Annotated in this window: 8 protein-coding genes; 1 reads left to right on the top strand and 7 read right to left on the bottom strand. The window is 62.1% G+C overall.

The window, feature by feature from the left end; genetic code table 11:
* Positions 1 to 9 precede the first annotated feature (9 nt).
* Complete coding sequence (locus AC1D2G_RS11365; RefSeq protein WP_477413980.1) at positions 10 to 588, bottom strand: DUF6931 family protein; 579 nt, start codon at positions 586 to 588, stop codon at positions 10 to 12.
* 191 nt (positions 589 to 779) lie between these two features.
* Here AC1D2G_RS11365 and AC1D2G_RS11360 point away from each other — a divergent pair, with 191 nt between their 5' ends.
* On the top strand, positions 780 to 1,316 hold the full coding sequence (locus AC1D2G_RS11360; protein ID WP_477414122.1) for an OmpA family protein: 537 nt from the start codon (positions 780 to 782) through the stop codon (positions 1,314 to 1,316).
* Between the two features lie 37 nt (positions 1,317 to 1,353).
* Here the strand turns inward: AC1D2G_RS11360 and AC1D2G_RS11355 are convergent, their stop codons facing one another.
* The 6 genes from AC1D2G_RS11355 to tssM form a co-directional block, all read right to left on the bottom strand.
* Entirely contained in the window at positions 1,354 to 3,000 is a 1,647-nt protein-coding gene (locus AC1D2G_RS11355; protein WP_477413978.1) for a caspase family protein, read from the bottom strand.
* Between the two features lie 204 nt (positions 3,001 to 3,204).
* Positions 3,205 to 5,535 carry a M23 family metallopeptidase gene (locus AC1D2G_RS11350; RefSeq protein WP_477413976.1) on the bottom strand — a complete coding sequence of 777 codons (2,331 nt, stop codon included), beginning with the start codon at positions 5,533 to 5,535 and terminating at the stop codon, positions 3,205 to 3,207.
* Positions 5,532 to 5,942: a DUF1036 domain-containing protein gene (locus AC1D2G_RS11345; protein WP_167391941.1), complete on the bottom strand. Its 411-nt coding sequence runs from the start codon at positions 5,940 to 5,942 to the stop codon at positions 5,532 to 5,534. The genes AC1D2G_RS11350 and AC1D2G_RS11345 overlap by 4 nt, the downstream gene beginning before the upstream one ends.
* Before the next feature lie 108 nt (positions 5,943 to 6,050).
* Positions 6,051 to 8,543 (bottom strand): serine/threonine-protein kinase, encoded by a 2,493-nt coding sequence (locus AC1D2G_RS11340; RefSeq protein WP_477413974.1) that lies wholly within the window; start codon positions 8,541 to 8,543, stop codon positions 6,051 to 6,053.
* A gap of 5 nt (positions 8,544 to 8,548) precedes the next feature.
* Positions 8,549 to 9,322 (bottom strand): PP2C family protein-serine/threonine phosphatase, encoded by a 774-nt coding sequence (locus AC1D2G_RS11335; protein ID WP_095080748.1) that lies wholly within the window; start codon positions 9,320 to 9,322, stop codon positions 8,549 to 8,551.
* 130 nt (positions 9,323 to 9,452) lie between these two features.
* A complete protein-coding gene (tssM, locus tag AC1D2G_RS11330; RefSeq protein WP_477413972.1) occupies positions 9,453 to 13,013 on the bottom strand; it encodes a type VI secretion system membrane subunit TssM in 3,561 nt (1,186 codons plus the stop codon).
* Between the last annotated feature and the right edge of the window lies 1 nt (position 13,014).

The raw sequence follows: 13,014 nt of genomic DNA, 5'->3' as shown, positions 1-13,014 counted from the left end.
CCGGACGCTCTAGTATGCATCCGCTGATTGGCGCAGCGCTTCGATCTCGGCCATCTGGATGCCCATTTCGACAAATGCCGAAAGAACGGAAAACCGGTCCGCGAGCGCGACACGTGCCAGTCCGGCCAGAATCCCGGCATTGACTGCATGGGCCGCAGGAAAGGGTTGCAAGGCCGATGCCATCGTCGCGGCCCTGGCCGAACTATTGTCGCGCCATCCCGCGGCCAGGGCAATCCAGCCGACCGGCGTTGCTGGCGCTGTCGCCGCGGCTTTGCTGACGGCTGCCCGAAGGTGGGGACTGTCCGGTTCACCCACCCAGTCGCGGACAAGCGCGAGCAATTCGTGATCGCTCTCGTCGAACAGGTCGGTTAGGTGGCTCAGGCATTCATGGGCCCACCAGACCGCGGCCCGCTCGGGAAGCAGGTAGGCACAGAATGTAATCGCTTCCTCGGGAACGCGTCCGGCGAGGAGGCCGCGGCAAAACTCGATCGGTTGCTGTTCGGTTGGAGGGGTTCTCATGTCCCGTGCAATAGCGGGACAAGCCGTGAAAAGATCCCGTGCCGTTTTGAATCGGAGCCCATTGGCCATGACCGCCGCGCTTTCATCGAGGAACTCCGGCCACTCAAGCCCCAGGCGCGGCGCGGGTCAAGTCTCAACCCGTGACGCGGCAACAACTCTCGGCATTGTCATGCCCCCAGCGTTTGTCGACAGACAATTGCCTTGGAATTTGGTATGATGGCAGCCGCTCGAAATCTGGTGCTCAAACAGGAGGAGCCGCTATGCAGTGGAGCAGTTCAGCCTTTGTGTTGGCGGTCGTGTTTTGCTCGACCCACGCTTTCGCCGACCCCGTTCAGAAATCAGAAGACATTGTGAAGTTTTTTGCCGGTGCGGCCGATCTCGGCAAGTCGCGAGGAATTTGTGTCGGCTCCGAGGAGGAGTGCAAAAGCAAGAGCAAGGCAGGTGACGCGCCGGGCGAAAAAACCGGCCTCGACATGATGATCAATTTCGGCCTGGATTCGGCCGAACTCAACCCGACTGCGCGCGCTGAACTCGACGAGTTCGCCAAGGCCCTGAAGGACAACCGGTTGAGCAAGTTCAACTTCGTCGTCGAAGGCTACACCGACGCCACTGGCACGGTGCACTACAATGAGGGCCTGTCACAACGACGAGCGCAATCGGTGGCAGCATTCCTGACGGCCAGCGGCATCGAGACGGCACGCCTCAACGCGATCGGCATGGGCGAAAAGAATCCGCGCAGCCCCAATCCGTACGATCCGGTGAACCGCCGCGTGGAAATGCGGATAAAGACGCAATAGCCGCCCAAAACCACGGCGGTCCTTCGAATGTCGGCTGTCAGTTCTTGAGCACGCCGCCCACGACCACACCGGTGCCGAAGATCAGCGCCTTGGTGAGGAAGTCGTTGTTGTCCTGGCGCGGCGGAAGATAAACCTCTCGCGCTACGGTCTCACGGTTGCGCCGCTTCTGAACAACCTTCTGTTGTTTGCGAGGTTTCTGTGCCACCGGCCTCGGCGTGCTGACCTTCTGCACCATCTGCTTTTTCGGCTGCGCCGCGCGGGCTTGATCGGCGGCGTATCTGGCGCGCACGCCTTCCATCATCGGATCTGTTTGGATCACGAGGAACGCAAGTTGCTCGCGCGTCAGATAGCTGGTCTGTGGGAGACCGTTCTTCGCTTGCCAGAGGCCGATCGCCTGACGGGTCTGTAGGCCCATGTTTCCGTCGATGCGCCCAAGCTCGTCGCCCAACGCTTCGATGCGCAATTGCAGGTCGATGCGCCCCTGGCGATCGAGGCCGATCGCACTTTCCGTCAACTCGGTGCCCGGTGTCTGCTCCATCGCGTCCGGAACGCCGACCGAGGTGCGCACGGTAGAACCGGAACTGGCGTTCGCCTGGTCCGCATCGAGTGCCGCGACCTGCCGATTTTGGGCCTTCGGGTCGTTCAATTCGTCGATGCTCAACCGCGCCACGGTGGCGAAGCGACCGTTCGGAAACTGGTCGAGATAGGCCTCGTAGAACGGAATGGAACTGCGCTTGGAAGCCTCGTCCCAAAGGCGTTGCTCGACTTCCCACGAAGGGGCATCACTGGCAGCAGGGACAGCAGCGGGTGTCGCGGCGGCGTTCGATACCCCGGCCACGGGATTTGCGGCAGGCGCCGCTGGCGCGACGGGTTTGCCCAGGAAAACCTCGCGTCCGAGCGATGCGTTGTGCCAGGGCCTCTGGCGACCTTGCGTGGTTTCGGTCACTTCGCTGCGCACGCGCGTCAGCGCGCCCTGGATTTCGACGCCGGGTTCTGTCAGATGCCTGGCGAGCGCCGTCGAGTAAGGACTGTCGGCCCCGTTGCCGTCGAAAGCGATGGCGCCGGGATCCGTTGCATAGGCAATCAGGAGGCCGCCGGTTCCGATGCCGTCCGATTTTGCTTCGACCGGCGCCAGACCGGTACCCAACGAAGTGGAACGGCTCTTCGGCATCGAGGCGGCCAGCGTTCTTGCCAGCGGATTGTCGCGGCAGGCATCGAGGATGATGACGCCAACCGCCGGGTCGGGCGGCAACGCTGCCATGAAGTCGTCGATCTGAATGGTACGGGTCTTGAGATAGGCCGGCGACGTCAAGTCGGCGTCTACCGGTATCAGGTAGTTCTTGCCGTCGACCTGCATGCCGTGACCGGCATAGAAAATGACCGCGAGGTCCGCGTCATAGGATTGTTCGGTAAACCGGCTGATCAGGCTGTGCATGCCTTGATTGTCCTGGTCGACCCCTTCGATCACCTCGAACCCGGCATTGCGCAGCGTCGATGCGATGAGATGGGCATCGTTGGCGGGGTTGGGTAAGGTAACCGCATGGACATAATTGCTGTTGCCGATCACCAGCGCGACGCGCTTGGCGTTGGGCGCGGCAGCCTCGGCGCCGGCGGCAGCCTGGGCGCCGAATGCGGCAAGGAAAAGCAGGATAATCCCGCTCAGATTGACGGCGAACGCTTTCATGGATCAGCCCTCCGCCCACCGGGGCACGCTGTTGATGTCTGCACATGCTAGGTTTCGTCCGCGACAGAGTCGCCTGTGCCAAAAATGGCTCCTGGGCATATGTGATCTTGACCGCAGTCCTGGTTCACAAACGGCCCGAAAAAAATGTCCATGGTATCAATTGGCAGCACGAACACCTGAGCGGCGCGTGCCGCGCCGGCAGGTTCAAAGCGTATTCTGTGCCGAGCTTATGAGGGCCGTGATGGCCTGCTTGTATTTTTCGAACTCCGGCGATGTCTGGCGGATCTCCGTGGTCGTTGTCTGTGGGCCGGCGTCCGTTGCCACGCGGCTCAGCCTTTGGCCCATTTTCCTTTCGGCCCAGTCCACCACGTAACTGGCTGTCTTGCCGGTGAGGAACGGGTTGGCCTGGATGACGGCCGATCCGAGCACAGCGCTCAGCTGCGCCGAACCCGTCGCCGACAGGACCTGATGCGCGCCTTCCATGCCCAGGAAATGACAGAGATACAGCCGGCCGGCGGTGATCTGGTGACCGCGCGCCCGAAGATAGGCCTCGCCTTCGCGCGCCAGATTGCGCACCATCTCACKCGAGATCGTGGCGTCGTAGCGCAGAGCGAGCAGGTCGGCGGTCGACAGCGTGCGCGCCAGTTCCGGGCGGTAGGTATTCATCATCCTGATCCAGGTCTTGGTGATGAACTGGCCGGCGCCGGTCGCTGAAGAATTTGGATTCTTGGCACGAGCGCTGCCACCACTTTCGACATGGACGATACGGTCGGTGAGCGTTTCGACGGCGGAATCGTCCGACGCAATCGCGGTAACCGTGCCCAGGGGATCGATGGCCTCGCCATTCTGGTAAAGTTCGAAATGCAGGTGAGGCCCGGTCGAGAGGCCGGTGGTGCCGATGTAGCCAATGATGTCGCCGGCTTTCACCTTGGTGCCGACACCGGCCGCGATGGCAAATTTCTGCATATGCGCATAGCGCGTCTCGCGCCCGTTTCCATGCGAGATCTTCACCAGATTGCCATAGCTGCCGCCGTCGCCCTGGAAGGTGATCTCGCCATCGAAGGCCGCTTCGATCGGCGTGCCGACGGGCGCCGCCCAGTCGACGCCCTTGTGGATGCGAACGGTCCCGAGGATTGGGTGCTTGCGTGGCCCGAAGGTGGAGGTCATGACCCCGTTGACTGGCGTGACCATGCCGTTGGTGACAGTCAGAGAACGAACCAGATCGTCACCCGTAACGCACGCAAACTGGCCGTCGCTCTGCTGGAAGACGAAGCAGTCCAGGCTCTTTTCGGTGCCCTGGACGCCCACATACAGCACTCGCCCGGCACCTTCCTCCTTGCCGCGCGGCGTCTGCGAATAGATCAGCACAAGACGCTGGTCCTCGCTTGCAAAGGCGTCCAGGTCCTGTCCTCTCGAGAGATACATGATCGCTTCGCCGATCACCCCGGTCGGAACACTGTTGCGGGCTGCTGTCGAGTAGATCGCGTCAAGCAGACGGTACTGCCTTTTGTGCGTGCCTTCCGCCTGTGCGCCCGAATAGTTGAACAGATCCTCGCGGACCCAGGGATCGACGCCAGACACGAACGCGCCCGCGGCATTGCGCGTCAGCGTGCCGACAAACACGTTCTTGGCATAGATCGAAACCTGCATGAGGGACATCGTGGTCGTCTCGCGCGTCGGCCTGAAACCGCGCATGGCAACGACATAACCCGGTTCCAGACCGTCCCGGTTGAAAAGCGCCTTCAATGCCTCGCCTGCGAGCTTGGCATCGTCGGCCGAGAAATGTGCATCGAGCACAACGCTGTCCAGGCTGCGGTCGTTGAGGATCTTCACGAACGTGTCCTCGGTCGCCTCGAACCGCTGATACTCATTGGTGACGACTGCGACGCTGGTGTTGTTTTCGATCTGGGTCTTCTGGAATGCGGGAAGGGCGGCGTCGCCCGCATCGATCGTTTCACCCCAGCCGGCTTCGGGATCGTCGGCATCCACCTTCTGGTCCGAAGAAGGCGCGGGTTCCCCCGCCGCGGGCGATGGCTCAAGATCGTTCTGCAGATCGCCGGTTGGCGCGGCAGTGGTCTTTCGCTGCGCCTGGAAGAAGGCAAAATCCTCCTGCGTCGACGGTATCGTCGTCATGAATTTTTCGCTGGCGCTAAGCATGACGTCGGACAGGATTTCGATCTGGGGCGAAACGTCGGCTTGATCGAGTTCCGCCGGGCGCGGGATCACGCGACCCTTCGTTGCGGCGCCGGCATCGGGCGCGAGCGTGATCCACATCGGGTCCCCGGCCAGGTCGATAATGGCGGGCACGTAGACGGACGCATCGGCCGGCACATCGTCCACGCCTTCGACCGCGTGCAACTCCTCGTCTTCGTCGCCGAACGACCAATAGTCCGCGGTGAGATAGAAACCGCCGGCGATCGAAAGCAGGACAACCACTGCGAGGCCGGCCAGGAGCCTGCGCCAAAGCGTGCGCCTGCGAAGGGCAGCGCGCGCCTGCTTTTTCTGCCTGAAGCTCGTGTCGATATTGTGCGTCACGGATTGCTTCCAGTCAGGAAGAAGGTCCACCGCACCTGTTCAAGCGTGTCGACTTCGAGAAATTGCGCCGCTATGTGGCCGCGCTGCCAGCATTCGTCGATGCCGCGTATCGAGAAACGTCGTCGCTCGATGCACATTTCGGTCGATCCGGTGAGGATCGCATGGCCGAACACGTCCGTTGCATAGATGTAGATGTAGCGGTTCGTCAGTTCCTCGCGGATGACGTTCACGCATTGATTTGCGCCGATGGTCCACCAGCCGTCGGTCTGGTCCGCATTGTCGACCTTCTGGCCGACGGCGAGATTGACGACGTCGAGCGTCTGGTTGCAGACCGTGAATTCGGCGCGCGCCTCGCCGGAGGACAGCACGGCCAGCAGTGCGGCGCCTGACAAGACCGCAAGCCTCATGCGGCCCGTCAGGGCGAGCAGGGCGGGTCGAATCGGACCACGCTGCTTTATCGGCAGGTCGGCGGACGATTGCGGCAAACACGAGCGGGGTTCCATCGAGCGCCCATGCTATCCGCCGAGCCGGAAATACTTGGCCGTGGCTGAGAACTGAGATCCGTCGGTCTCGATTTCTTCGAGAATCTTGGGGAGCAGCACCGAGGCTGGTGTGGGCGTGGAGAACGCAGCCGCCCGAATATCCTTGGGGCCGGTGATCACCATTATGATCTGCGGCACCGCCTTTCCGGCGGCCTGGTCGGCGGCGCCGAGACCAATCGGGATTCTGAAGGTGACCTTGTCCGGTTTTACGACGACGCGCTCGTCGAGATTGAACACCATGCCTTTGTGATCGATCAGCAGCACGCTGGAAATGAGTCCGCCACGCGTCACCAGCGTGCCACTGATCGGCGTACCGTTCGGCACCGATGTCCGATCGAGAACAAGCTGCGGCTTGTCGGCCGCGGTCTGCCCCAGAAAGCGCAGAAAGTTGGTGACTTCGCATTGGCTTGGTTCAATGAGGCGGACGCTGATATCCGGCTCGACATGGAATCTTGCCTGGAAATCGCCAAGCATCCGCTCGAATGGCTGAACCTCCGTTCCAAATCCTTCGATCGCGGCCGCCTTGTCGGTTGCCGACGTCATGGTGGCATAGAAACAGTCGCCGCCGCCGAAGTCGCGAACCCAGGAGACTCGTTGCGCGATGTCATCGACGATCGGCGGAACCTCCGGCTTGGGCACGTTCAACCCGACGACAGGCTGGTCAGGCTGTTTGGCTACCGGTGGCGCAGGTTTTTGGCTCTCGGTGTTCGCGACATCCGGCTGGCTTGCCGTAGGCTTGGGCGCCGGCACGGTCACCTCGGGCGCCGGCACGGTCACCTCAGGTGCCGGCACGGTCACCTTGGGCGCTGCCGGCTGGCTGATCTGTGGCTCGGGCTTTTGGCCCTCGACAACCTCTGGCAGGGCCGGCGGCGGCGTCGAGACCTTCTCGGCTGCTGGCGGGGCTGGAGCGGTCGAGACCGGCGGCGAAGCCGACGTTTGACTGTCGCTGGCCGTCGTATCGGGCTGGACTGCCGGCGACACCTTTTCGGGTGGCGGCTGCGCAGCCGTTGCGGATGGCTTCGGGGGTTCTTCGGTCTGCGAGGGGACTTCGGCGGGCTTGGCCGGCTGCGGCTTTTGGGCGACCGCAGCATCTTGCTGGTTTTCAGCCGGTGGTGCGCTGGCCTCCGGCTGTACGGGCGGAACTGGCTTTGCCGGCTCAGGGGCGTTCGCGGCATTGTCCGTGGGAGCCGGCTTTGACGTTTCTGGTGCAGGCTTTGATGGCTCTGGTGCCGAAAGCGATGGCTTGCTGGCCGTCGGCATCGCAGGCGTCATGAAGCCGCTGAGATACAGGCCCGCGCCGGAGGCGACAGCCAGCGTCGCCAAGGCAGCGAGCGCGATGGTTCGGGTCTTTGTGGATTTTCCAGGGACATTAGCCGTGACCGGACGTGGTGAGCCGGCGAGCGCCGGAGACCGGGGTTGGGACAAATGCGCGGGCCGCACATGCGGGACGAAGGGCTGCCCACCTGAACCTGTTGCCGTTTCGGTGTCGTGCCTCTCGACGTGGGATGGCCGGCCCTGGGTCTTGGTGTCGGGCGAGAGGGTTTCCCCGGTTCGCGGCAAAGCCGGCCGATCGCGGGGTGTGATCGAAGTCGGCGGCGTTGTCTCCTCGTTGTCGTCACGGGTCATCCTGGCGATTTCCGCCATGCTGATCGGCCGGTCTTGCGGATCCGGTTGCAGCATGGCTTCGACGATGTCGCGAAAATCATCGTCGATGTCCGAGAGATCAGGCACGGTCCGACGCTTTTCGATAACCTCGAACTGCGACCCGCTCATGTCGATCGGCTTGCCGCGCAAGGCGGCCACCAGCACCAGTCCCAGGCTGTAGATGTCGGACTGCTCGCTGACGTCGCCGCTGTAGAGCCCGAGCTGTTCGGGTGAAACGTAGTTGTACTTTCCCGCGAATTTTCCGCCGATCAAGGTCTCGCCGCCCACGGTCGCCGATCGTGCGATACCGAAATCGATGATCTTTGCGCGGTCGACCCGGCCCCCCGGCAGGATGATGTTGTCAGGAGACAGGTCGCGGTGTATCGCGCCCGCCTGATGCACCGCGCTCAGACCGGACGCGAGGCGATGGCAGAGCTTGCGCACCTCTGCCGTCGGCATCGCGCCACGTCGCATGATGTCGAACAGCGACTCGCCGTCGACGAATTCCATGGCAAGGTAGGGACGGCCGATCCCGGGATCGATCGTGAAGACGTGATAGCGCACGACCGCATCATGCGACAGGCGATTGAGGATCAATGCCTCCTTGCGGAACAGGGAAAGGATCGTCTGGTCACGGGCGAACTCGGGCAGGACGATCTTGATCGCGACGTGGTCGCCGGTCTGGATGTTATGACCGCGGTAGACCTCCCCCATGCCACCGAAAGCGATCCGCTCATCAAGCTCGTAGATGCCGCTGAGTTGCGTGCCTACGGCGGTGTTCGCCATGCCCCCCGATATTCGCGTCTTGTCGTCGGCGCTCATCGGCCTCAACCCCCCGCTTTGTAGAGATCTGGACGTGGCGATTGCCCATCGCGCCCGTCGCCGATCTTCACAAGCACGATCGTCACATTGTCTGTGCCGCCACGCGCCAGCACCGTTTCCAACAGTTTTTCGCAGGCCGCCTGAGGTGTCGCGGACACGGTCGCCGCCTCGATCTCGGCGTCGGTGACATGCGCCGTCAGCCCATCGGTGTTCAGCACAAAAATGTCCCCCGGCATGATTTCGCCTTGCTGGAAATCGATGACGATCTCGTCGCTGACGCCGACCGCATGCGTGATGACATTGCGGCGCGGCCAGGTGCGTGCTTCGCTTTCGCTGATCATGCCTCTGTCCACGAGCTCCTGAACTTCGGTATGATCCTTCGAGATCTGCGAGATCGAGGCGTTGCGGATCAGATAGACGCGGCTGTCACCCGCCCACAGGCAGGCAAACCGCCCGTCCATCGCCAGCAGGGCGGCAACAGTCGAGCCAATGGTTATGCCGCGAGATTCGGATATGCCGCGGATCTCGGCATTGGCCCTGCTCAGCCTGTCCTCGAAGCGCGCCCGAAGATCAGGTGCGGAGCTGGCAATGCCGATCGTTGCCAGATGATCGACGATACTGGCCGAAGCGACCTCTCCCGCGTCATGTCCACCCATTCCGTCGGCTACCACCCAGAGACCAGTTTGTGGCTCGACCAGATAGTTGTCTTCATTGAGCTCACGGACACAGCCTTTGTGGCTTACCCCGAAGCTCTCAAAGGGAAGGGCGACAGTGTTCACTTTGCCACCAAGCGCTTCTCAAGCGTCCTCTGCGGCGCACTTTCAGGCGCTCGCTCGTGTTACTTTGCCACAGGCTCGAACATTAAAGTATCGAAAACTAAGGTCTCTGCGTGGTCTGCGGATCCCCATCTCAAAACGCTTTCGGACAGCTGAACCCGGAAAGCGCGGGGAGCAAGAAGGGGTTGGTGCCGGAGCCTGCCTGGATCGTATAGGTAACGTCGCGGCCGCCGATCACGAAGCGTGCCTGCATATTGCTGTCGCTGCCGATGACGGCAGCCTTGTCCAGAAGCCGCTTCAGCGCCCACGGCCCTTCGAACTTGATGGCGGATTCGCGGCCTGGCATTTCCGGCGTCAGGCTTAGACTGGCGGATGCGGACGATGTACCGATCGGCCAGGTCACGGTGCTTGGCGCGTTACCTGTCTGGTTGCTCTGGACGATCTGACCATCGACATCGAGTATCGCCGTATCGGCGTCGCCATGCAGCGAGAATGGGGTGAAGGTGACGCTGACCAAGGGCACTGAACCGCCCGATGGAAAGAAGGCGCTGCGGATGTCCGCCGCCAGCTGGAAGTCTTTCAGGGTCGATTTCGACAGGTCGCGTCCAAAGCGCGCATCCTGTTTCCAGCTCCAGTCCTGGCCGGTCATGTCGATCAGCGATGCGAGGTTTTGTGCGAAGAACCGGTCCATCAGCCCGCCCGGCGCGAAAAGTTTCGCGAAATCCGCCATGGCAACATCCTCGGTGCCGTCGCCGGCGAAGGGATACCGGCCGTTGATCGCCGCCTCACAGGGAGCCGTCACCGTCTGGTCGAGCATCTGGTTCAAGTTTGCCACCGAGGTTTCGGCGACGTTGCCTTCAAACTCATCCGCCGTTGCGTTGACCATCCGGCCAAGTTGCTTGGGCAGACGCGAGACATTGGCGCGAAGGGTGGCTATCTGCAGCTGCAGGTTCGTATTGACGCGCTCCGTCTGCGAAGGAACTTCGGCCGCCAGTTGCAGGCTCTGATAGATATCGCTGAAGTTCTGGGTCAAGGCATCGATTGGGCGGTGTCCGGCAGGGCCGTTCACCAAGACCTGGAAGGGTCTGAAGTGCGCTTCAATGTTCGCACCTGGATTCGGGTTCTGTGTGTCGGCCGCCCTTGTGCCGGCGCGACTTTGCGATTTGCCGGTCGCGATTTGTATGCCGATGCGGGCCAGACCCTTGCCCAGATCTGCGGCGTGCCCCGGCTGGTTTTGGGCCGTACCTGCTTCTTCGGCGCCAGGACCGTTGCCGTCACCAGGGTCTCGCGTCAGCGCTGTTTCGTTGGCGATCGCCGCAAAGAGCTGGTTTATCGGCGAGGTCGGGGAGGCAGCGGCAGAAAGCGCGATGTAGTGCGGCTTGTCCGTCAGCATCGCTTTGAACTTCAACTGGTCGAGGACGCTGTTCCACGCGGCTGCGAACTCCTTCCCGTAGCGATCGAGAAGTTCGGGGCCCAGCTTGAGCAACTGCTGATCGATGTCGCCTTGCTCACCGCCTCCGCCGAGAACCCATTGCTCGTCGACAAGCATCTGCGCAATGCGCGAAAGTTGCGGGAGATAGAAGGTGTGGAAGCCGGCATAGGTGTAGATACCGGGAACACGAAGGCCTGACAGATCGCTGCCGTTGATGCGCTCGAACAGCACTTGCGCTTCCGGGCCGCCTTTCAGGGAAACAGAAAAGTCGTCCAGTGCTGCCGCGTATATCGCTGACCGGATCAATGCGGACGCTCGATCGGCAAGGCTCATGCGCCCGAGAGAACGTTGGGCGGCTTCGACAAGCGGCTGGTTGAGTTCGAAAACCGGATCATAGGCGTCGTCCAATGCCAGCATGGCGCGCAGGTGCTTTTCGAGTTGCTCCCGTCCTGCTCGGTTGTTTTCGCCTGGATATCGGTTCTGCTCCCAATCCTGCTTCATCCAGGAAACGATCAACGCGTCATCGACCTTGGGCGCCTTGCCGCCAAGCATCAGATAGATTTTCAACGGTTCGTAGAGCGCGACGGGATCAGCCATTTTGGCCTGGATCGTCCGCTCAGCCTGGATCAGCAGGCGCGATCGGAACATTCGTTCCAGCCCTTGCCGATAAGCCGTTTTGGATGCCGAAAGAAGTCTCTCCCGCTGACTGAGGCCGAACGTCTCCTCGATCGGAGTCGGTAGGTCACCGGTTTCGAACCCGGCCGGCAGATCGCGCAACTGGTCGAGCGGCCCGATGACGTTTTCGAGGTCGACATCAGTGACCGTCGTGCTTTCGAGCAGGGGGGCCGCCGTCTGGCGGTACTGGCCCATGGCCAGACTTGTGGAGGCGATCAGCGACCGGTTGGCCGCGACGCTCAGCCCGAGCGTACCCAGTGCAGCAGCAGCGACCAAAGCTATTGCGCCGAGGCCGCCAAATCTGGCGATCGCTGCGCGCCTTGCAGCCGCTTTGTCGTACGAAACCCATCCGGATTCGGCAAAAATGACGTTCGTAAGCAGATCATGCAGAAAGAAGCTTTTGCCGGTTCCGGAAAGGTGAGGGCGGGCGTTGCTGCCGAAATCGCGGCCGATTGCGCCCAGCACCTGATCGATCGGCGTTCCCTCTTGCGTGCCTGACGAAAAATAGAGTCCACGCAGGCTGACATTCACCTGGCTGCGCGCCGGATCGAACAGGCCGGCGACAAAACTGGTAATTCGCCTCCGCAGCGCGCCGAACTGCGCCGGAAAGCCAAAGATGGAGATGCGCGTGAGCGGATCGGCCTCGTCCTGGAGGCGGTCGGCCATCTCGTCTGCCAGTCGGTTTGCCAGCACGTCGAATTCGGCAGGTGCCTCGGCGGCCATGTTCCTGTCGCGCTCCGCCGTCTGGAACGTCGCGCCCCACACTTTTCGCCTGCGCGGTTCGTCGAAATCGCCGAAGTAATCCATGAACCCGGAAACAAGATCGGCCTTGGTGAAAAGCAGGTAGACTGGAAACTGGATTTTCAGCGTCTCGTGGATTTCCCTCAGGCGGCTGCGTATCTCGACGATGTGGGCGTCGAGCTGCTGATCGTCGAAGCTCATAAGATCGGCAAGGCTGATGGCCAGGATGACGCCGTTTATCGGTTGTCTGGTGCGGTATTTCTTGAGCAGCGACAAAAAGGCGAGCCAGCTCTTCCTGTCGCTCTCGGCATGGGAGTCCTGCGTCGTGTAGCGTCCGGCGGTGTCGATCAGCACGGCCTGGTCGGTAAACCACCAGTCGCAGGAGCGTGTTCCGCCAACGCCAGCCACCGGCTGGGCGTCCCCCGAACCGGCAAGCGGAAAGTTCAGACCCGAATTGACCAGGGCCGTTGTCTTGCCGGCACCCGGCGGGCCTATGACGACGTACCACGGGATCTCATAGAGGAAGTTGCGCTTGCCGCTCGACCGTTTGAGCGCCGCCACGGCCTCATTCATGCGAGCTTCCAGCACCCGCGAATCGTCATCGCGGTCATCATTGTGAGCGACGACGGTCTCGAGTGCCTTTTGCGCCTTTCTCGCTTGCCAGAAGCGCAGCCCGTAGAACAGCGCCGGCGCCGCCACGATCACGCCAATGATGGTTGCGCGCAGCCAGGCGGGCCCCAGTGGCCGGGTATCTGCGAAGCGGATCAATGGCCCGCCAAACCACACTGCCGCCGCGAAGCCGGCCAGCGCGATAACGCTGAACATCCGCAGCAGCCAACGCGTCATG

Source organism: Mesorhizobium sp. P2_C7 (assembly GCF_056404515.1).
This window is presented reverse-complemented; position numbering and strand designations above follow the sequence as displayed.

Coding starts and splice junctions, on each gene's coding strand:
- AC1D2G_RS11365 (WP_477413980.1), bottom strand. CDS start 588: ATGGCCAATGGGCTCCGATTCAAAACGGCACGGGATCTTTTCACGGCT.
- AC1D2G_RS11360 (WP_477414122.1), top strand. CDS start 780: ATGCAGTGGAGCAGTTCAGCCTTTGTGTTGGCGGTCGTGTTTTGCTCG.
- AC1D2G_RS11355 (WP_477413978.1), bottom strand. CDS start 3,000: ATGAAAGCGTTCGCCGTCAATCTGAGCGGGATTATCCTGCTTTTCCTT.
- AC1D2G_RS11345 (WP_167391941.1), bottom strand. CDS start 5,942: ATGAGGCTTGCGGTCTTGTCAGGCGCCGCACTGCTGGCCGTGCTGTCC.
- AC1D2G_RS11340 (WP_477413974.1), bottom strand. CDS start 8,543: ATGAGCGCCGACGACAAGACGCGAATATCGGGGGGCATGGCGAACACC.
- tssM (WP_477413972.1), bottom strand. CDS start 13,013: ATGACGCGTTGGCTGCTGCGGATGTTCAGCGTTATCGCGCTGGCCGGC.